Annotated in this window: 19 protein-coding genes; 5 read left to right on the top strand and 14 right to left on the bottom strand. The window is 57.1% G+C overall.

The genetic code is table 11. The features are described from left to right. Positions 1–86 precede the first annotated feature (86 nt). The 6 genes from ACESYO_RS13875 to ACESYO_RS13850 are packed head-to-tail and all read right to left on the bottom strand — an operon-like array spanning position 87 to position 7250. A complete protein-coding gene (locus tag ACESYO_RS13875; RefSeq protein WP_373210454.1) occupies positions 87–884 on the bottom strand; it encodes a DAPG hydrolase family protein in 798 nt (265 codons plus the stop codon). Between the two features lie 6 nt (positions 885–890). Then, entirely contained in the window at positions 891–1409 is a 519-nt protein-coding gene (locus tag ACESYO_RS13870) for a DUF1097 domain-containing protein (protein WP_373210457.1), read from the bottom strand. 13 nt (positions 1410–1422) lie between these two features. Beyond that, entirely contained in the window at positions 1423–3696 is a 2274-nt protein-coding gene (locus ACESYO_RS13865; protein WP_373211304.1) for an FAD-dependent oxidoreductase, read from the bottom strand. Positions 3697–3756: 60 nt separating this feature from the next. Further along, the gene (locus tag ACESYO_RS13860) at positions 3757–4161 is read right to left on the bottom strand and encodes a hypothetical protein (protein ID WP_373210460.1); all 405 of its coding nucleotides are present in this window, start codon (positions 4159–4161) and stop codon (positions 3757–3759) included. Next, positions 4158–6278: an FAD-dependent oxidoreductase gene (locus ACESYO_RS13855; RefSeq protein ID WP_373210462.1), complete on the bottom strand. Its 2121-nt coding sequence runs from the start codon at positions 6276–6278 to the stop codon at positions 4158–4160. Before ACESYO_RS13855 ends, ACESYO_RS13860 begins: the two co-directional genes overlap by 4 nt. Before the next feature lie 24 nt (positions 6279–6302). Next, positions 6303–7250, bottom strand: a complete 948-nt coding sequence (locus ACESYO_RS13850) for a flavodoxin family protein (RefSeq protein ID WP_373210463.1) — start codon at positions 7248–7250, stop codon at positions 6303–6305. A 212-nt stretch (positions 7251–7462) separates the two neighbouring features. Here ACESYO_RS13850 and ACESYO_RS13845 point away from each other — a divergent pair, with 212 nt between their 5' ends. Beyond that, positions 7463–8005 carry a TetR/AcrR family transcriptional regulator gene (locus ACESYO_RS13845; RefSeq protein ID WP_373210465.1) on the top strand — a complete coding sequence of 181 codons (543 nt, stop codon included), beginning with the start codon at positions 7463–7465 and terminating at the stop codon, positions 8003–8005. Positions 8006–8158: 153 nt separating this feature from the next. Here the strand turns inward: ACESYO_RS13845 and ACESYO_RS13840 are convergent, their stop codons facing one another. The 6 genes from ACESYO_RS13840 to ACESYO_RS13815 form a co-directional block, all read right to left on the bottom strand. After that, positions 8159–9697: a HAMP domain-containing sensor histidine kinase gene (locus ACESYO_RS13840; protein WP_058963059.1), complete on the bottom strand. Its 1539-nt coding sequence runs from the start codon at positions 9695–9697 to the stop codon at positions 8159–8161. Between the two features lie 22 nt (positions 9698–9719). Beyond that, positions 9720–10430 carry a response regulator transcription factor gene (locus ACESYO_RS13835; protein WP_058963058.1) on the bottom strand — a complete coding sequence of 237 codons (711 nt, stop codon included), beginning with the start codon at positions 10428–10430 and terminating at the stop codon, positions 9720–9722. A 96-nt stretch (positions 10431–10526) separates the two neighbouring features. Beyond that, a complete protein-coding gene (locus tag ACESYO_RS13830; RefSeq protein WP_058963057.1) occupies positions 10527–11837 on the bottom strand; it encodes an ABC transporter permease in 1311 nt (436 codons plus the stop codon). Beyond that, on the bottom strand, positions 11824–12552 hold the full coding sequence (locus ACESYO_RS13825) for an ABC transporter ATP-binding protein (RefSeq protein ID WP_283128366.1): 729 nt from the start codon (positions 12550–12552) through the stop codon (positions 11824–11826). The genes ACESYO_RS13830 and ACESYO_RS13825 overlap by 14 nt, the downstream gene beginning before the upstream one ends. Next, a complete protein-coding gene (locus tag ACESYO_RS13820) occupies positions 12549–14177 on the bottom strand; it encodes an efflux RND transporter periplasmic adaptor subunit (protein WP_373210467.1) in 1629 nt (542 codons plus the stop codon). The genes ACESYO_RS13825 and ACESYO_RS13820 overlap by 4 nt, the downstream gene beginning before the upstream one ends. A gap of 110 nt (positions 14178–14287) precedes the next feature. Then, a complete protein-coding gene (locus ACESYO_RS13815; protein ID WP_058963054.1) occupies positions 14288–15154 on the bottom strand; it encodes a LysR family transcriptional regulator in 867 nt (288 codons plus the stop codon). Positions 15155–15274: 120 nt separating this feature from the next. On the opposite strand from ACESYO_RS13815, the gene ACESYO_RS13810 reads away from it, so the two are divergent. Beyond that, complete coding sequence (locus ACESYO_RS13810; protein WP_373210469.1) at positions 15275–15844, top strand: chromate transporter; 570 nt, start codon at positions 15275–15277, stop codon at positions 15842–15844. Further along, positions 15841–16413, top strand: a complete 573-nt coding sequence (locus tag ACESYO_RS13805; protein ID WP_058963052.1) for a chromate transporter — start codon at positions 15841–15843, stop codon at positions 16411–16413. The genes ACESYO_RS13810 and ACESYO_RS13805 overlap by 4 nt, the downstream gene beginning before the upstream one ends. 68 nt (positions 16414–16481) lie before the next feature. Here the strand turns inward: ACESYO_RS13805 and ACESYO_RS13800 are convergent, their stop codons facing one another. Both ACESYO_RS13800 and ACESYO_RS13795 read right to left on the bottom strand, forming a co-directional pair. Beyond that, complete coding sequence (locus tag ACESYO_RS13800) at positions 16482–16802, bottom strand: DUF1904 family protein (protein WP_058963051.1); 321 nt, start codon at positions 16800–16802, stop codon at positions 16482–16484. 38 nt (positions 16803–16840) lie between these two features. Continuing rightward, the gene (locus ACESYO_RS13795; RefSeq protein ID WP_373210472.1) at positions 16841–18280 is read right to left on the bottom strand and encodes an alanine/glycine:cation symporter family protein; all 1440 of its coding nucleotides are present in this window, start codon (positions 18278–18280) and stop codon (positions 16841–16843) included. 154 nt (positions 18281–18434) lie between these two features. On the opposite strand from ACESYO_RS13795, the gene ACESYO_RS13790 reads away from it, so the two are divergent. Together ACESYO_RS13790 and ACESYO_RS13785 are read left to right on the top strand one after the other, a co-directional pair. Continuing rightward, the gene (locus tag ACESYO_RS13790; protein WP_058963050.1) at positions 18435–19091 is read left to right on the top strand and encodes an HAD hydrolase-like protein; all 657 of its coding nucleotides are present in this window, start codon (positions 18435–18437) and stop codon (positions 19089–19091) included. A gap of 33 nt (positions 19092–19124) precedes the next feature. Beyond that, the gene (locus tag ACESYO_RS13785) at positions 19125–20756 is read left to right on the top strand and encodes an SGNH/GDSL hydrolase family protein (RefSeq protein ID WP_373210473.1); all 1632 of its coding nucleotides are present in this window, start codon (positions 19125–19127) and stop codon (positions 20754–20756) included. Positions 20757–20809 lie beyond the last annotated feature (53 nt).

The following is a 20809-nucleotide window of genomic DNA, read 5'->3' as shown; positions in this document are numbered from 1 at the left end:
AAAAAGTCTCTTCCGATCCTGCTTTTCACAAAAAGTGGGGGCTGTTGCTCAACTTCCGTTTTGCAACAGCCCCTTTTCTGTATGGATCAGAAACCAAGGCTTTCCGGGCATTCGGCCCACAGACGGGGCAGAATCGCAGCCAGATTGGAAAATTCCTTGATGTTGTGGGCAAACAGGCCCTGGGGTACAATCTCGGGCAGGCGTACGCCCTCCGGAAGAATTTTTTTGTAAACGCCGTCAATCAGCGCGTAACCAATCCAGAACCGGGAGCAGAACATTACGCCATCCTTGTAGGGGTACCACTTGTGAGTCATGGCGGCGGCGCAGTTGCCCTCGCCGATGGCGCACACCAGCGACTGGCACTGTGCGCTTCCCACCAGCGCCGGGTCGTAGCCGAAATCCGCCGGGCTCTTGAAGCACAGCTTCAGAAATTCCGGCCCCGGGCCCACGTCTTCCAGAATGTAGTGGTTGACGCCCCAGGTTTTCTGGTTCACCGGCACGTTGGGGTCGCAGACATAGTCTGCCCGGTCAGCCCGTGCAAAATAGTGATCTTCCTTGTCCCAGATTTTATAGCTCAGATCGGAGCCCACACTGTGCCAGGGGAACCACCAGTCCAGCATCTCGCTTGTCACGCCGGGCATGTAGGTCTGGTTGCACACGAAACCGGTGCCGTCCGGCATAATGCCATATCCCAGCTGGCAGAAGTCCTTGTCCTCTCCGGCCAAGAACAGGTTGCGCTGTTCAAAGAGAACCGCGGGCAGGGCAGAGGGGCCGCCTTTCAAAGTTTCCAGCTTTTCTGCCGGAATCTCGGCCAGCGGCTGCTCAAAGAATTTGTAATAGGGCAGAGTCATCTCTTCCCGGCTTACGCCAACTGCTTTGTTCATATCATGTCACCTCTTGGAATCGGAGTGTTTCGTAAAAAGACGCACAAGCTGCTTTTGCACCAGGTTCAAAAATACGCCCACATACCATACGCCCACCAGCATTGCTGCGCCGATCTGAAGAGGCAGACTGCCCATTCCGGAAAATCCGACCGGGGAAAGAATGGTCAGACCAATGGCCCAGCCGCACAGCCAGGCGGGGCAGAAGATGAACCGGGGCGCCAGCGCACTCAGCAGTACGGCCAGTCCGCCCAGCACAAACAGGGTGCAGAACAGGTTCAGATCCGCGCCGAAGGGCAGGTGATCCATGATCCAGAGCGCCAGACAGGCCCAGGCATCGCCCAGCAGAAAACCTGCCGAAATGCGACCTGCATCGCTGGCCTTGTCGCCGTTGGCGGCACACAGCCCGGCGCAGATCAGAGCCACCGCACCGGTAGTCACGTTCAGGTAGGGCGCTGCCACCGCCCAGATGGGCGGCAGCAGTGCGATGCAAAGCGCAAGGGTCAGGATTTGTGCTTTGTTTTGCATGCCGTGCCTCCGGTTACTGGCAGTCGGCGATGTACTGGGCAGCACTCTCGCCCGCCATACGGCCGGTGTTCACCGCGAAGCCCATGGAGTTGCCGGGCAGGGTGAAGTTGTAGCTGTCGCCATAAATGGTGTTGGCGTCGGAACCGGCGCTGTACAGGCCCTCGATGGGCATGTGGTTCTTGTCCAGAACCTCACAGTAGCGGTTGATGCGCACGCCGCCCACGGTGCCGTAGGCGCCCAGGTAGTACTTGCCCACCAGGTACTTGCCCTTGCCGGTGATGGGGTGCAGGTACTTCTGGGACTTGTGGAACTTGCTGTCCACGCCGCAGCGGCACATGGCGTTGTACTCGTCGATGGTGTTCTGCAGCACGTCCGCATCGATGCCCAGCTTCTCAGCCAGCTCGGGCACAGTGGTTGCCTCAAAGTAAGCCTCGTAGCCCTGCTCCACAGCCTGTGCGGCCTGACCCTCGAAGGCCAGGAAAGCCTCGGCGGGATGCACGATGTCCACGATGTCCGGGCCGTTCTTCTTGTACTCTTTCAGAATGCCCTCGTCCATGATGCAGTAACCGTAGTTGCCCGGCTGCAGTGCCAGTGCGTTGCCCGCATAGGTGGTGTTGCCCAGGTCGCCCTCGTTCATGAAGCGTTCGCCCAGCTGGTTCACCATCAGGTTGGGCTGACGCAGCACGGCATCCAGCAAAAACCAGTTCAGGTTATCGGGCAGCTGATAGATGGCTTCGATGTTGGCGCCGAATTTCTCCGCGCCCACTTCCCACATCATATTCAGGCCGTCGCCGGTGATGCCGGGGATGCGGAAGGGGAAGTAGTCCTTGCCGATGTGCAGGCCGAATTCCTTTTCGATCATCTCCGGGTTATTGCCGAAGCCGCCGGTGGCCACAATCACGGCCTTACCGCGTACTTCCAGACCGTTGCCGTCCTTGTCCACAGCCACAGCACCGCAGACCTTGCCCTCTTCGGTGATCAGGGAGGTGGCGGCGGTCTCCAGCAGGATCTCGCAGCCCAGCTCCTTGGCACGCTGGGTCATGGCCTTTACCATGGCACTGGCGGCACGGGGGCCGATCACGCCGTTCTCCGGCTTTACAATGTGCCAGGTTGCCTCGGATTCCTTGAAGTAACGGAAGGCACCGGCGAATTCCACGCCCATCTCCTCCAGCCATTCAATGGTATCGGCGCTCTTGTGGAAGTATGCCTGCACCAGATCCTCGTCCACCCGGTAGTGGGTGTATTCCATGTGCATCTGGATGGCCTTGTCCACACCCAGATTGTTGAAGGCGGCCTTCTGGATCTTGGTGTCGATGCCCAGGGGGCCCATACCCATGTTGGCAGCGCCGCCGGTGGCGCTGGACTTCTCCAGAATCACGGTTTTCATGCCCTGCTCGCCGGCGGCGATGGCAGCGGCCAGACCGGCGGGGCCGCCGGCCACGATGACGATATCAGTTTCGATGGTTTTCATGATCTTCACCTCAACATGTTTGGGTTGGTTGACGGGAGCCGCCGGGGTCTCCACCGGGGCAACCTGCGGCTTGGCAGGGCGGGCGAACACCCGCTTGCGCTTGGAAGCAGGCAGCGGAGCAGATTCACTTTCCGCCTGCGCGGCGGGAGCCGCGCCCTTTACGGGAACAGGGGAGGAAGGCAGCTTGGGCAGCCGGCCACTGGTGCGTTTGATGGCCTGCTGCTCGCAGACAGGCAGGCATTCGCCGCAGCGGCTGCAATCGAAATTGTCGATCACGGCCACCAGTCCCTCACCGCCTTCGATGCACTGCTTGGGGCAGGCAGAAACGCATTTGCCACAGCCGTTGCACAGCTTGGGATCCACATAGAACTGGGTCAGGGCCAGGCAGGCGTTGGCGGCGCATTCCTTGCGGCGAACGTGGGCCTGGGTTTCAGCGGCAAAGGCATCCATTGCACTGAGAACGGGAAGAGCAGCCTCCTCACCCAGCGTGCAGTTGCAGGAAACGGTCATCGCCTGGCCGATTTCCTCGGCCAGATCAAGGTCGCCGGTTTTTGCACGGCCCAGCGAGATGCGCTCGAAGATCTCACTCAGCTGATACAGGCCCTCCCGGCAGAAGGTACACTTGCCACAGCTCTGACGGCGCAGGGTGAGCATTTCCTTTTTGGCTAGATCCACCGGGCAGTCCCGGTCGGTCATGGGCCGCAGCACGCCGCTGCGGCTGGCCAGACTGGCCAGGGTCATGCCCTCCAGCTGCTGAGCGGAATAGAACCGGTGATCAACCAGCAATCCCTTACCGACAGGAAGAATGTCAGTCAACAGAGTGTCAGCAGGGAACTCAGTGGGGGTGGCGTCGCCCACGGCCACCAGGAGACCGGGCTATGCGCCGGTCAGTCGGTCGGCCATGGCAGCCAGCTGCTCCAGATCCAGCAGCAGATCTGTTTTATGCAGCGCCTTGTTTACCAGTGCCGCCTGCGTGATCTCCAGCGGAAGATCCACCGTTCCGGCGTTGGCCAGCAAAGTCTGGCGATCCACCTCGCAGCGAACCACCAGCTCTGCGCCGGAGGCTCCGGTGAGCAGCGCGGCGATCTTCAAACCGGCCACCACACCGGCGGGATTGGTATGCAGCAGCATGTTCTTCATGCCCTCGGTGTCTGCGTTGTAAAGCGCACCCACCACACGGCCGGATACCGGGGCCATGGTGCCGAACAGTTCTTCCAGACGGGCACGGTCGCAGCTGCGCAGCTGAACCAGTGCGTCAGTGTTGTTCATCAGCAGGCTCATTGCTGTGCCTCCTTTCCGTTCTGATCGTAATCGCTCCAGATACGGGGCGGGGTAATGGTGAAGCGCAGGTCACACTGCAGGCAGCGGCCCGCCTCCTGACGCACGCCCTCATCGGCCAGACCAAAGCTCACCGCGTCGAAATTGTTCTCGCGCAGTGCCGCGTCGCGCACAACCTCGGGATGGCGGGCCTGATGGCCGAAGCCCTCAATGCGGCCCAGGAAGGCATCCGGCATCTCCACCGGGGCGAGAACCTCGGAGATATCGCCGCTGCCACCCAGCGCCTTGTCGATCTCGCTGGTAGCGTCACGACCGGCGGCCACTGCCTGAATCACGGTACGGGTGCCGTACACCGCATCACCGCAGGCGTAGATGCCGGGCACGCTGGTGCGCAGGCTGCCGGGCTGCACGGCGATGGAATTGCCGCGGCCCAGCTCCAGACCTGCCTCAGGGCTGATCTGAGTGCGCTGACCCACCGCAAAGATCACGGTGTCGGCCTCGATCACATGCTCGGAATTTTCCTCCTTCTCGATCACCGCACGGCGGTTTTCGTCAAAGGTAAAGGATTTCACATTGCAGAACCGAACGCCGGAAACCCGATCCGGACCCAGAATGGCCTCGAAGGTATGAGCGGGATGGATCTGGATGCCTTCCTCCTGCGCCTGCTCGATTTCCTCCTCGTCGGCGGTCATCTTCTCACGGGCTTCCAGGCAGGCCAGATGAATCTCCTCGGCGCCCAGCCGGCGGGCGGTGCGGGCGCAGTCGAAGGCAACGTTGCCGCCGCCCAGCACGATGACCCGCTTGCCCATTCCGGTTTCCACGCCCATGGAGGCATCCCGCAGGAAATCACTGTTCAGCAGTACACCCGGCAGCTCGCTGCCCTCCATGGGCAGGCGAACGCCCTGATGGGTGCCCAGTGCCAGCAGCACCGCGTCGTATTCCGCGCTCAGTGCCTTGAAATCGCTCACCCGGCAGCCGGTCTCCACCGAAACGCCCACGTCGTTCAGATAGGCGGCTTCCTTGGCCACCACTACGCGGGGCAGACGATAGGAGGGAATGCCATAAGCCATCTGGCCGCCCAGCGTGGGATAGGCTTCCTTCAGGGTCACGCTGTGCCCCTGCTTGGCCAGATAGTAGGCCGCAGTCATGCCGGCCGGGCCACCGCCCACCACGCAGACCCGCTTGCCGGTGGCAGGCAGGTGCTTGCTGTTCTTCTTCCACAGCTCACCGCCTGCATGCTCGGCTGCATATCGCTTGATGTTCCGGATGGAAACCGGCTCGTTCACCTCGCCGCGGCGGCAGTTGCTCTCGCAGGGATGAGCGCATACACGGCCCAGACATTCAGGGAAGGGCAGACGCTCATGTACCACGGCCAGCGCCTCTTCCCAGCGGCCTTCCTTAGCCAGACGTACATAGCGGGGTACATCGGTATGGGCCGGGCAGGTGGCCTGACAGGGGATCAGGGTGTCCTTTTTCTCCACAGGAGTGAACTCCACCAGATCCCGGATGGTGCCGGTGGGGCAAACCTCGGCGCAGGCACCGCAGAAGCGGCAGTCCGCGTCGGTGAGCAGCTTGTCATGCAGGGTGCCCACATAGGTTTCCAGCTCTTTTTTGTTGTACTGCAGCACACCCACACCCCGCAGATCGCCGCAGGCGCGCACACAGCGGCCACACAGCACACAGCGGTTCATGTCGTGAATGAGCAGCGGGTTTTTATCGTTCTGGGCAAAGCCCTTGATGCGGGCGCTCATCCGGGTGGCGGAAACGCCCATGTACTGAATCAGAGTCTGCAGCTCGCAGCGGCCGTATTTGGGGCAGGTGGAGCAGTCCTCCGGATGGGCTGCCAGCAACAGCTCCATGGCCAGCTTGCGCAGACTGTGGATGCGGGGGCTGTCGGTGATGACCTTCATGCCCTCGCTGGCCTTCAGTTTGCAGGAGGGCTGCACGCCTTCCATGCCCTCCACCTCAACGATGCACAACCGGCAGGAGCCCAGATCCGGAAGATCCGGGTGATGGCACAGATGAGGGATATAGATCCCGTTCTGCAGGGCGGCTTCCAGCAAATTCATGCCCTCGGGCACGGTCAGCTGTCTGCCGTCGATCTCGATCGTAACGCTCATGTTTGGCGCTCCTTTCTGTGGGGCTCAGTCGATGCCCTTGAACTTCTTTTCCACATATTTCTGCTTGCGCTGCTGCACCAGCTGAATCTTGGCGGGGTCAGAGAAGAAGCCGCCCTGGGTCTGGGCAATCTCTTCCAGATGCTTGGCGCGACCGGCCACGGTGGTGCGATCCTTCAGCAGACCGTCCTCCTGAATTACAAACTTCCACTTGCCGTCCTCGGTCTGCTCCAGAGTACCGCCGGCGCCGCACACCTGGCACTCGATGGGATAATGCAGGCCGTCCCACTGCTTTTCGCCCAGCACCAGAGCGTTGCAATGGCAGTTGGGGCACCAGCCCATATCCTCTTCGCCCAGCCACTTGCGCTCCTCAGCGGGGGTGGCGGCAGCCTCCATGATGTGCTGGCCCAGCAGGCGGGCACGGGCCATCAGCTCATCGTCCAGAAGGCACTGGGCGGGGGCGGGAACGCGGGTGGCCAACAGCATATCCACAACCTTCATGTCGGTGGTGAACATGGTGGCCTGCAGATCTTCCAGCGCCATGGACTGCCAGGAGCGGGTGGAACCGCCCACCGAGATCAGACCGGCCACTCGATCCCGATGCTCGATGGCGCCAATGGTTTCCAGAAAGGAAGTTTCGTAGCTCAGGCTGCGATGAGCAAAGGTCAGGTAGGAGGAAGCGGGCATCAGATCGTAGGTGGGAACCGAGAAGATCACCGCGTCCTGGGCGAGCATTACGTCCATGATTCTCTTTTTGTCGTCCTTCGCATCCAGCGTGCAGCCGGCATACTTGCCCTGCGACATAGCCTTGGTGCAGGCAGTGCAGCCGGTGCAGTCCAGAATATTGAAGTCCCGCAGGTTGATCATGGTTACCTCGGCGCCGGCCTCTTCACAGGCGGTGAGGGCCTCCTTCAGCAAAATCTCGCTGTTGCCGTTTTTCCGTCCGGCAGTAATTCCCATTACTTTGATACTCATTGGTTGTGAATCTCTCTCTTTCTCAAACACAGGATGGCAAGAAACTGAAAATATGCTATACTGAAAGCGGTTGTACAGCATCTTTGCGATCATTTTAACAGTGTTTTTTCGCTTGAATACCATTAAAATCTGCGGCTTTGCTGCTTATCCAACAAACGCCGGGCGGGTGTTGTTTATCTTGAAAAAAGCCAGAGAAAGAGGTCGGAGCGTTCATGAACAAAACGGATTTACGGGTGGTCAAAACCCTGGCCCAGATTGATCGGGCGTTGCTGGAGTGTCTGGAACAGACGCCTCTGCAAAAGCTCACAGTGGATCAGCTGTGCCAGCAGGCCATGATCAACCGGTCCACCTTCTACAAATATTATCAGGACAAATACGACCTGATGGATCAGTATCTGGCCCGTACACTGCAGGAGTTCCGCCGCCAGATGGATGTTGCTTTTGTGGAGGCTTCCGCCCAGAATATCCACAGTCTGGTGTATCAGAAAAATTTTGAAAAGGCTCTGCAATACCTGCACAAAAACAAGGTCCGCTACACCTTGCTGTGGAGCGGGGCGATCAATCGGCCGGTATTCACTGAAATGGTACAGGTCATCCATGACAACATTCTGGAAAAACTCCGTTCCTGCGGTTTACAGGGCACGCAGGAACGATATGTGGATCTGTATGCCCAGCTTCTCGCTTCCAACACCATGACGCTGGTGCGCTGGTGGTTCCAGTATGAAAGCGAGATCAGCATGGAGGAGGTGCAGTAGATCATGGTAAACAATATGAAAGAGGGAATCTTCGGCGCTTTTCGTCAAACAGTGGATGGCATACCGGGGAATCTGCGAAAATAATAAACGCCGGGCGGTTCCGCAATTTTCTACGGAGCCGCCCGGCGTTTTGTTGGTTGATTAAGAAGCTGGTCAGGCCAGAGGGATGGTAAGCCGGAACTGGGTGCTTCGGCCCGGCGAAGGTGGCTGCACCAGCTGAATGGTGCCACCGTGTGCCGTTACAATCTTGTGGCTGATGGCAAGCCCCAGGCCGGAGCCCTGACGGGTACCGCGGGATTCATCCCCAACCACAAAGGGATCAAAAATGCAGTCCGCGATTTCCGGCGGGATGCCCACGCCATTGTCGGCCAGATCAAGCACTGCCTGATTTTCCTCGCGATGCAGTTCGAAGAACAGGGAAGTGCCTGCAGGATTGTGTTTCACAGCGTTGGACACAATATTCTCCAAAACCCGCAAAAAGGCGGTTTTGTCCAGCATGCACCAGATGGATTCATCCGAGATTTCAATCTCCGGAACAAAGCCGCCCAGCTCCAGTTCATTGTATTTGGATGCCAGATATTCCCGCAGAACCTCACACAGATCCAGCCGTTTGATTTGCAGCGTAAACTGGGGATGCTCCAGCTTGCTGTACTCATGGAAGGTATCGATCAGTCCGGTGAGACGGGTGGATTTCTGGTAGATGGTGTCCAGATATTCCGGCTGTTTTTCCGGCGGGATCAGTCCGTCGCAGATGGCTTTTGCGTAACCCCGAATCACGGTAATTGGCGTTTTCAGATCGTGGGAAATGTCTGCCAGCAGTTTTTGCCGGTTGTCCTCCAATGCCTTGCGCTGGCGTTCGCTTTCAGCAAGCTGGGCAGAAAGCTGATTGAAGGCACTGCAGATCTGCTCGAATTCCCGTGGCCCGCGGCATTGGATGGGCTCCGGGTCATTCCGCTGAGCCAGCTCGGTGAAGCCCTTCTCCAGCCGCTTGAGCGGGCCGCATACCTTGCGGCTGAGCCAGAGTGCCATTGCCAGAAGCACCAGAACATACAGCCCCAGAAACAGAATCAGTGTTCGGCTCCAGACCATACTCAGGTGGGCATATTCTTCATTGCGCAGAATCTGCTCGTACAAAATAAGCCAGCGTGCCTGACCGTCCGCGCTCTGGAAGGGGTGTTTCCAGATATAGTAACCATAGGGGAGTGTCTGGGTCAGGTAGCCGTAGGCTTCGTCGCTCAGGGTGTCGGAATCCATACCGGGGATGGAACCGTAAAGGATTTTGTGGTCAGCATCCAGCACCACCGGGGTCTGGTAGGATACACTGGAAAAGCCGTCGTTTGCCACCAGTGTCATCTGGCGGCCCTGTTCATCGTACCAGTAGGTGACCGTGGGGTAGATATACTGCCCTTGCAGAGGAATGCAGGCGAGCTCTTCCGCGGAAAAATCGGAACGCTTCTCGTCGGAAAAAAGCACGGTTCCGTTTTCGTCCACCACGGCAATGCTTCCGGTGCGCCCCAGAAGAGTGCGTGTGGGGAACTGGTCATATTTTCCGCTCTCCAGCAGGCTGTCATATTCACTCAGATCCCGATCGGATAGACTGATGACAGTGCGGCTGCTGTCCTGCAGGGCCCAGAACAGCAGAACCACCGCAACTACCACCAGCAGCAGTGTGAAAATGGCAAAGCTGCGCAAGAGCACCGAAAAATAACTGGATTTAGTTCGTTTCCACCGCTTCAATTTTATATCCCAATCCTCTCACAGTTTTGATGAAGCACGGATGCCGCGGGTCATCCTCGATCTTGTCCCGCAGTTTGGAAATGTGCACCATCATGGTGTTTTCATCGCTTTCAAAGTAGGTTCCACTCACTGCCTCGTAAAGCTGAACCTTGGTGAAAATGCGTCCCGGTGCGCGCATCAGACAGCTGAGAATTTTGTACTCCGTGGGGGTAAGGGAAATGGGGGCGCCGTTTTTGGTCAGGCTCATGGCGTCCAGATCCAGCCGCAGCGGCCCCAGCAGAAGAACGTTGCTTCCGGGCAGAACAGGGGAGGTGGGGTTCAGCTGGTAAAACCGCCGTAGATTGGCTTTTACCCGGGCAATGATCTCCAGCGGGTTGAAGGGTTTGGTCAGGTAATCGTCCGCTCCCAATTCCAGCCCCAGAATTTTGTCGTTGTCGGTGTTTTTGGCCGAGAGAATCAGAATGGGCATATTGCTGATGGCGCGCAGCTCACGGGTGAGTTCGTAGCCGTTCATGCGGGGCATCATGATATCCAGCACCGCCATGTCGATGGATTCGGTGCGTGCCAGATCCAAAGCGGTGGCGCCGTCCGGGGCACAGAGCACCCGGTAACCGCTGCTTTCCAGATACAGCTTGACCAGAGTGGTGATGTCCTGGTCGTCTTCCGCGATCAAAATGGTGTGCGGCATAACTTGTGACCTCCGTTTAAAAAATCAGGCCGGAGCCTTAAGCTCCGGCCCGTTGCTTTTATTGTACAGCATGCAACTGCCTGTGAAAAGAAAAATTTATTCGTAGCGCAGTGCTTCAATAGGATCCAGCCGGGCGGCACGCTTGGCGGGGTAGTAGCCGAAGAATACGCCGATGGCCATGGAGAACAGAACCGCGATCAGCGCGGCAGCGAGCGATGGCTTGACCGGATAATGCATGAGCATCGCACCGGCGCTGCCAAGACCTACGCCCAGCAGTACGCCGATGAGCCCGCCGATCAGGCAGATAATGATTGCCTCCACAATGAACTGGAACAGAATTACCCGGCCTTTCGCGCCAAGCGCCATGCGGATACCGATTTCCCGGGTGCGCTCGGTCACCGATACCATCATGATGTTCATAACGCCGATGCCACCCACCAGCAGACTGATGGCAGCGATGGCGCTGATGCCAAGCTTCACGCTCTGGGTCATCTTGTTCATGGATTTTACCACCTCGTCTAGGCTGGAAACCGAAACGTTGAAATTGGGGTTGTGGCTGTAAAAGCTGTTGAAGAACTCTCTGGTGCGATCCATAAAGATCTGATTGTTCACGTCCTCGCGGGACTGGAGGGTTACGGTCTGATATCCGCCGTCCCGCTGAAGCAGCTGGAACCCGCTGCCCACAGGAATATAAACGTTGGTGTCCAGATTTCGGGTAATGGTCTGACCCTTTGCCGCCTTGTATTCATACACCCCAATGATATAAAGCCGAAGGGGAATATTGCCCACATCGGTTTTAAAGCTCTTTCCCAGAGCGCTTTCCGGCGTTGCCTTACTGCCGAAGTACTGGGAGACAAACCGGTCGCTGACCACCGCCACCGCCCGATGGGAAGTGCTGTCCGCGTCGGTGATGAACCGGCCGGCCAGCAGTTTCATCTTGTCCAGAGTCTGTTGGCCGGGGGATACGCCCATCAGCTGACCGGAGGCCTTGTAGCGGCCGGAAACCACGCGGATGTTGCCAAAGTTCTCGCTTACCGCCACTGCCTGCAGCTGATCGGCGAATTTTTTCTGGTATTCCTGCAGCATGGCATCGCTGATACGGTCGCTGGCGGAGGGCTCTTTATATTCGAAGGATTCAAGCAATTTATCCAGCTCTTCGCTGTCTCCAAGAGTATCGAAGGAGCCGGATGCAAACGGGTCGTCCTTCTGTACCACGGACAGTGTCACGTCCCGGGCGCCGAAGCTGGACATTTCCTGAGCCAGCGAGCCGGACAGGGAATCGCCCACCGTGATAATGGCAATCACCGCGCTGATACCGATGATGATGCCCAGCATGGTCAGAAGAGCCCGCAGTTTATTGGCTCGCAGGCTGGTCAGTGCCAGCCGCACGTTCTCAAAAATCGGCATGGTCGGGGGCCTCCTTTCTCCGGTCGGAAATGATATTGCCATCCTTCAGGGTAATCACCCGGGGGCATTCGGAGGCAAGCTCCTGACTGTGGGTGATGAGCACGATGGTCTTGCCCTGCTGGCGGTGCAGATCATGGAAGATGTCCATCACATGGCGGCTGGTTTCGGAGTCCAGTGCGCCGGTGGGCTCGTCCGCCAGTAGAATGGACGGGTCGTTTACCAGACTGCGGGCGATGGCCACGCGCTGTTTCTGGCCGCCGGAAAGCTCGTTGGGCTGATGAAACCGCCGCTGTTCCATGCCAACCATGGTCAGCAGCTCTCGGGCACGCTGTTCCCGCTGGCGAGCTCCGACCCCCGCATACAGCATGGGCAGTTCCACATTGCGCTGGGCAGTGGTGCGCCCGATCAGATTGAAATTCTGGAATACAAACCCGATTTTTTTGTTGCGAACTTCACTCATCTCATCCCGGCTTGCACTTTGAACGTCCACGCCGTCCAGCCGGTAGGTGCCTGCCGTGGGCTGATCCAGTACGCCGATGATGTTCATCAGGGTGGATTTGCCGCTGCCGGATTCGCCCACGATGGCAACAAACTCACCGGGATACACGGTCAGGTCGATGCCGTGCAGGATCTCCAGCTCGTTTTCCTTGCCCACGTTATAGGTTTTCACGATGCCCCGCATCTCGATCAGTGGGGTCTGAAACACCTGGTTCATTCCGCCACCTCCCCGGTGGAGGAGCTGGCAGAGCTGTCGGCAGCAGGAGCGGAGGTATCATCCGCAGGCAGGGAAGCGCCAGTGTCCGGCATCTGGGATGCGTCGGCCAGAATCTCCATGCCGTCCTGCAGGGAAGCACCGCTGACCTCGATTGCGTAGTCATTCTTCATACCAGTGGTCACGTTTACCGGCTGGAATTCGCCTTCACCCTGGCGGGCATAGATCACATCCTGGCCATTGTCGCCGGGGGCCACTGCATCCAGAGGAACGGAATACACGTTGCTCTTGGAAGCCAGAATGATCTCGGCCTTGGCCTTGCTGCCGATGAAGATGTTTTCCGGGGTATCAATGGAAATGTCTGCGGCAAAGCCGGAGGCGCTGCCTTCGCCCTCGCCACTTCCGGCGGTGGGAGAAATGCGGGATACCGTGCCGCGCAGCGCGCCGCTTGCAGCATCGCTGGTGATGGTGGCGGGCATACCCAGCTGCACCTTATTGATGGCGTATTCCGGAATGCTCACCGAAAGAATCAGCTGATCGGTGGACTGAATGGTAGCCACATCACCCTTGCAGATGCTGCCCACATTTACCTTGAGATCGGTGATCTTGCCGCTGGTCTCGGCCTTCAACACCGTGTCGTCCAGACTCTTTTTCAGATCATCCAGCGCCTTGCTGTCCACACCTTTTTTCAGCTGCTTGTCGGCCTCCTGCAAAGCGGAAACGGCGTTGTTGATGGTGGTGTCACAGGCATCCAGCGCCTGATTGCGGGCCGCGTCTGCCTGCTTGTAAGCGCTTTCAGCAGTATCGCGCTCTGCTGCAGCTGCATCATAGGCCTGTTTGGCAGTGTTGTAGGCCTGGGTGTAGCTTTCGTAGCTGTAAAGAGTTCGGGCGCTTTCCAGTGCAGCATTCTTTTCGTTCAAAGCAGTGTCTGCATTCTGGTAGGCCAGATAAGCATCGCCCTCCGTGGCGCCGCCGGCAGCAATCCAGGCATCATAGGCTTTCTGTCGGGCATCCGCGGCGACGTCTGCCTCCTGCTGTGCAGTGGATACCGCCTTTTCCATTACTTCATAATTGGCCTTGGCGGTGTCGTAGGCAGGCGTTACGGCACTCAGTGCACTGGAGGCCTTGTCGCGGGCACTGCGGGCAGCTTCCACCAGAGCATCCTGGTTTTTCCGCTCATTATCCTTGGCGCGGCGGGCTTCGTCCACCTGCGTGGCCGCCTTGTTGTAGGAATCCTGTAAGCGCTGCTTTTCCTCGCCCATTTCCTTTTCCTTATCCTGAATGGCGCGGCGGATGTCGGTATCGTCCAGTGTGCAGATCACATCACCTTTGTTCACATGGTCGCCCACCTTCACATTCAGGCTGGTAATCTTGTTGTTCAGGGCAGTGGTGACCGAAGAGACCTGTGCGCTTTGAACAATGCCGGAAACGTTCACCGATTCGTTCAGATCCTCTTTTTTCAGAAATACGGTGCGGGCATAGGCCAGTTCCTCGGATGCAGTGCTTTTGGAAGCGCTTATCCGGGCGCGAATGGTAAGGGTACCGCCCACAGCCAGAATGCCGGCCAGCAAAATTGCGGCTGCTGCACGTTTATGCTTCAAAACAGGGGAGAATATTTTGATCGACATAATTTTCGACTCCTTTTTGCGCTGGTTGTTTGTGTTACGCAAAAAGGATACCGCACAAATCTTCAGTATGCCTTTAAGTGTACCTTAAGATTTGTAAAGGTTTTCCGGCATTACTGTTCCTCCTGGGTGAAACGGATGAAATTCCGGGCGGCTGCCCCGGTGTAGTGCCCCTGAAGTGTGACCGCACAGATCTCGCTGTACAGCTCTTTTGCCTGAAGAGGATGAATCTCGGTGCCGGGCTGGAGCTCACAGGTTGCGGAAAGGGGCGTGCATGCCACGCCAAGCCCTTCCCGGGCCAGGCGGAGCACGGTATGAGAATCTTCACTGCAGCAGAGTACCTGCGGTTCAAATCCGGATTCTGCGAAAAAGCGCATCAGCATAGGTTCCCACCGGCGATACAATAGCAGCGGCAGGTTCGCCAGAGCCATGGGAGAAATGGAGCCCTCCGCTCCGTCAAAAAAATGATGCCGCCCCACAGCACACATGGGTTCGCTGCAGATGGGGTGAATGTTCAGCCCCTGCCCGGAAAAGGGACGGCGAACCAGTGCCAGATCAATCCGCTGGCTGCGCACCAGCTCCAGCAGTCGGAAAGAATCCCGTTCGGTCAGTTCCAACCGTACCTGAGGATATTGTTCATGAAACCGGGCTACCCATCGGGGCAAAAGGCTGGTGCTCAGTGAGGAGACCACCCCGATTCGGAGCAGTCCTCGGCCGCCGGCCTGCAAATCAGCCATTTCCCGTTTCAGGTCGGCACATTGCTGTAAAATGGCCTGTGCCCGCTCATAAAAGAGTTCCCCTGCCGGAGTCAAGTGAAGATGACGGGTATCCCGTTCAAAGAGCGGGCAACCCAGTTCATCCTCCAGCTTTTGAAGCTGCAGGCTGAGCGGTGGTTGCGACATATGCAGCTTTTGTGCTGCGGCAGTGATCGTACCTGCCTGCGCGATGGCTGTAAAATAGATAAGCTGACGCAGTTCCATGTCAAACACCTCAACATTTATATGGATAACATATAAATATCACACAAATAAAATGTTTTCAATATTTTAAATGATGTGCTATCATAGTAGCGTGAAATCAAACAAGGGGGGATCTTTTCCATGAAGAAAGCACGGATTCTCTGGGATCTGTTTTTCACCTTCATGCAGGTAGGCGGCCTGACCTTCGGCGGAGGGTATGCCATGTTGCCCATTCTGCAAAGAGAGGTGGTGGAGAAACGCGGCTGGGCAACAGACGAGGAGCTCACCGATTATTTTGCGGTGGGGCAATGCACACCCGGTATCATTGCTGTAAACACTGCCACGTTTGTTGGTCAGAAGCAGGCGGGGATTCTGGGTGGTATTGTGGCCACTCTGGGGGTTGTTGCCCCTTCGCTGGTGATCATTTCGATTCTGGCCGGGTTCATCAATATCTTTGCGGAACTGGCAGTGGTGAAAAACGCTTTTGCCGGAATCCGGGTGTGTGTCTGCGTGCTGATTTTCAATGCAGTGTGCAAGCTGTGGAAGGGTTCGGTGAAAAGCAGGCTGGCGCTTGTGATTTTTATGGTAGTCACGCTGGGGTCGCTGTTTCTCGATCTGTCTCCCATTCTCTTTGTGGTTGTGGCCACTGTGCTGGGAATCGGTCTGGAGCAGTTCAAGACGTCGAGCCGTAAAAAGGAGGGGGAAGCATGATCCTGCTGCAGCTGTATTGGGAATTCTTTAAAACCGGCCTGTTTGCGGTGGGCGGCGGTCTGGCCACCCTGCCGTTTCTTTCTCAGATGGCAGATAAAACCGGCTGGTTCACACAGGGCCAGCTGATGGATATGGTGGCGGTTTCGGAATCCACGCCGGGCCCCCTCGGCATCAATATGGCCACCTATGTGGGCTTCAGCACCAGTGGCGTTCCCGGTGCTCTGGCCGCCACGCTGGGTCTGATCACCCCGTCGATCATCATCATTCTGATCATTGCCTCGTTCCTGAAGGCATTCCGCTCCAACCGTTATGTGGACTCGGCATTCCGTTGTCTGCGGCCGGCTTCCACCGGTCTGATTGCAGCCTCCGGTCTGTCAGTGGCGGTGATTACCTTCTATACGGCTGTTCCTGCGGGAATTCTGGCGGGGGTTCAGTGGAAGGCGGTTCTTCTTGCGGTTCTGCTTCTTGTGGTTACCCGGGTGATTCCGCAAACCAAAAAACTGCACCCTGTAATCTGGATTGCACTGTCCGCTTTGCTGGGCATTGTGTTCTCCTTTGCAGGTGCGTAAACAGACAAAAATAAAAACGAGCCCGGTTCACAGCCGGGCTCGTTTTTTAATTGAAGGGTATTGAGTTGTCAGGTCTCAAATTCATAGAACCGGTCCGGCTGGAGTGTGGTGAAAATCACCTGCACCAGGGAATATCCCAGTTCAAAGGCGGTATCCCGCAAAATGCCGGCGACCTCTTCCCGAACATTGTCTGCCCGGTCGAACCAGGAAACCTCAATAATGGGGAAACCGGCAGTCTGCTGTCCACCTGCGTAAAAGGTGGTGGGAACAAGCTCAAAAATCAGCCAGTCCTCCGGGCAGCCAATGGCGGAGGAAAGTTTTTGGCTCAAAGCAGGGGTTACGGTTTTCATCTGCGAATCGGTGAAGCCTTTTACGGTAATCTGGGGCATACGGGGTCGCTCCTTTTTGTTTTATTTTCCTTATTCTATCACACAGGGCTGCTTTGCGTACAGTCAGGCCGCTGTTTTGAATGGAAAAACCGGTATGTTTCCCCAAAGATCTGCGGCGAAAGCCAGAGTACGGCCAGCAGATTGGGCAGAACCATGAGCCCATTAAAGGTATCGCTGATCTGCCATACAAGATCCAGTCGTGTCACACAGCCAATCACGATGCAGGCCAGATACAGCAGTTTGTAGGGGACGATTGCGCCGGAACCAAACAGATATTCCACTGCCCGTTCGCCGTAATAGCTCCAGCCCAGCAGGGTGGAAAAGGCAAACAGCACCAGACTGATGGCAATCAGCATACCGCCGCCCGGTCCCAACACCGAGCGAAAAGCGTCGGCGGTCAGTGCAGCTCCATTGGGCAGGCCGGCAAAGGTTTCGGTGCCCAGTGCAGCGGAATACACCACGGGATCGTATACGCCAGAACACAGAATCGCCAGTGCGGTGAGGGTGCACATGAGAAGAGTATCCACAGCCACCTCAAAAATCCCCCACATTCCCTGAACCACCGGCGGGCTGCCGGCGGCGGAATTGGCCATCACTGAAGAACCGAGCCCGGCTTCGTTGCTGCTCACCCCTCGCGCAACGCCAACCTGCAGCGCCTGTTTCACGCTGTATCCCGTCAGTCCGCCAAGGCCAGACTTCCAGCAAAAAGCCTGTTGTAAAATACTGTGCAGCACTTCGGGAATCCGTTGCCAGTTCACAAGAATCACGCACACAGCTGCTGCGGTATATCCAATTGCCATAAAGGGAACCAGCCGTTCTGTGATCTGCCCCACACGCCGGATACCACCCAACATGGTAAAGCCCACTGCTCCGGCAACGACCAGACCGGTGAACAAAGGGGGAATGTGAAAGGAATCCTGCAAACCGCTGGCGATGGAATTTGCCTGAGCCATATCACCCATACCCAATGAGCCCAGAATACAGAAAAATGAAAACAGAAGTGCCAGCCAGCGGCAGCCAAGCCCCTGTTCAATATAAAACATTGCTCCGCCAATGGGCTCACCCTTGGCGTTTTTCCCCCGGTAAAGCCCGGCCAGCAGATTTTCCGCATAACCGGTCATGGTGCCGAAAAAAGCTGAAATCCACATCCAGAACACGGCGCCGGGCCCTCCGGCCGCAATGGCGGTGGCGACCCCGGCAATATTCCCGGTACCCAGCGTTGCGGCCAGGGCTGTACAGGCGGACTGGAAGCCGGTAATTCCGCCGGTTCCGGGTTGCTTGCCTTTTTCCTGCCCGGAAAGCGAGGCACCCAGTGTGGAGCGCCACCACAAAGGCAGATGCCGAAGTTGGAAAAAGCCCGTTCCCACACTGAAAATCAGTCCGGCGGCAGCCAGCAGAAGGAGAGTGGCCGGCCCCCAGGCAAACCGGCTGAGCAGGGAATTGCACCAGCCCAGCCAGCCTGTGAAATGTTCTGCCATAAAATTCCCCATACCGTACTCCTTTTTGCTTTTTGCCATAATAATATGTGCTGATTTGACCAATGCAGAACACAAAACCGGCAAAAAGGCTGCGGGTGGATTGTAGATAAGGCTTTTTGGTGGTATAATAGATAAAATTGTGTTTAAGGATGGTATGATCGTGGTACGATATGACGCAGTATTGTTTGATGTGGACGGCACACTGATCCATTCCAGCCCGGGAATTCTGGCGACAATGGAATACACGTTCCGGCAGATGGGAATTGATCCGGCAGGCATTGATCTGACCCGTTATCTGGGGCCGCCGCTGCGGCGCAGCTTTGGCGAACACTTCTCCGATGAGGCCACTGTGGAAAAAATGGTGCGCATCTACCGGGATCGTTACGAGCAGGACGGCTGCCATCGCTGCCAGGTGTTTGATGGCGTTCGCCCCATGCTGGAACGCCTGAAAGCGGCCGGTGTGCGGTTGTATACCGCCACATCCAAGCCCACAGTGGTGGTTACTCCAATTCTGCACGAGCAGGGTCTGGCCGGTTATTTTGATTTTATCGGCGGCGCCAGCGAGGATAAAAGTGTGGACACCAAAACCGCAGTCATGCGCATGGTGCTGGACCGCCCGGAACTGCAGGGAGCCCGAGTATTGATGGTGGGCGACCGAAAAGATGATATGCAGGGCGCAGCAGATTGCGGCGTGCCTGCAGTGGCAGTGATGTACGGCTACGGCAGCGAACAGGAGGTTGCGCCTTTCGCACCGGTTCTGATGGCACAGAATTGCCAGCAGTTGGCTGATTACATATTGAATGTGGAATAAAACGACCTTGAGAACCAAAAAGGAGGCATACCCATGGCTAAGAAAAGAAGGAAGTCTTCTAATCTCAGCTTAACCCCCAAGCAGAAGCAGGCCGCGCTTGTGCTGGCCATTTGTGCACTGGTATTGATCATAACCATTGTGGCTGTGGTGATCATTGTAAACACATCTCACAGCGCGAAGGATCCGTCCAGCACCTCTTCCAGTTCTTCCCAGGCAGTGCTGGATTCCGGTTTTGATGCCAGTGCCTATGGGGATACCGTTCTGGGCGAAACCGATGATGCAGGCGAATCCTATATCAACGAAACGATTTTTGTGGGTGATTCCAACACCTATCGCTATTACCAGAACGGCCTGCTGCCCCTGGATCAGGTGATGGCTGTGGAAGGCCTGGGCATCCAGCAGCTGACCACCGATAAATCCATCTACTTCAAGAACGACAGCACAGCTTACTCTATCCCCGAGGCGCTTGCAAAAATGAAGCCCCGCCGGATCATCGTAATGATGGGTACCAACAATGCGGACGGCAGCATGAGTGCAGACAGCTTCGCCAGCAGTTACGAGTCGGCACTGAACGCCATTGTCACCGCATACCCCTATTGCGATGTGATTGTGGCAGCGGTACCGCCCATCCCGCAGGACCACAGCAATTATCCCAACATGAGCCAGGAAACCATCAACGAATTCAATCTGGCCCTGGTGAAAATGTGCCAGAAGAACGGCTACAAGTTCCTCAATATTTCCGAGTTGCTGATGGGCGAAGATGGCTATGGTCAGGACCGTTACTACCAGCAGGGTGACATTCACCTGAAGAAGGATGCCCTGAACGGCATTATGGACTATGCCCGCACCCACGCCTGGACCGGCACGGAAGATCGTCGTCCGGATACCGATAACATTCCCACCCGCGTGCGCAATGGCGGCACCTCCAGCGGCTCTACGCAGGCAACTGCAACCCCGGATCCCAATGAGACCTTCACCGCCCAGTACAATGTGGATAAAAACGTGGGCGGCACGCTTACCAGCGGTGACATTTCCGGTAAAACCAGCCTGAAGTTTGAGGATCTGACCAAAGATGACAGCGTTACCGTAAAAGCTGTTCCCGCTGATGGCTATGAATTTGTGAAGTGGAGCGATGGCAACACCAGCCCCACCCGCACCGATAAGAGCTTCAAGCAGAATGTGAATGTGACCGCCATGTTCAGCGCCAAGCTGAGCATCTCCTTCAAGGAAGGCAGCTCTGCCACCATCAAGGAAGGAACCAGCTATACCCTGCATGTGAGCGCCGTAGGCGGCGATGTGACCGATGATAATGTGCAGTGGACGGTAAACGGCGAAAAGGTCAAGACCGGTTACAGCTACGGTCAGAGCAGCTGGTCGGCCGGAACCTATGACATTACCGCCACCATTAACATTAACGGCAAGCTTTCTTCCGCTACCTTCAAGCTGGTTGTGGAAGCGGCTCCCACTCCGGAGCCCACAGCAGCGCCCACGCCCGCACCCACACCTGCACCCACTGCCGCACCTACTCCGGCTCCGACTGCGGTGCCCACACCGGTACCTACTCCGGAACCCACCGCAGTGCCCACGCCTGCGCCCACGGAAGTGCCGACACCCACAGAGGTTCCTCCCGCAGCCTCGACAGCTCCCGAAGGACAGCAGGGCTAAACAAGCCGAAATCACTCTTTGTCACTGATACGCTAAAAGGACCCGCTCTGCCC

It is taken from the genome of Allofournierella massiliensis (genome assembly GCF_964241245.1).
GTDB classification, from domain to species: domain Bacteria; phylum Bacillota; class Clostridia; order Oscillospirales; family Ruminococcaceae; genus Allofournierella; species Allofournierella massiliensis.
Note: the sequence above shows the minus strand (reverse complement) of the source record. Positions and strands in the feature narration are given on the sequence as shown.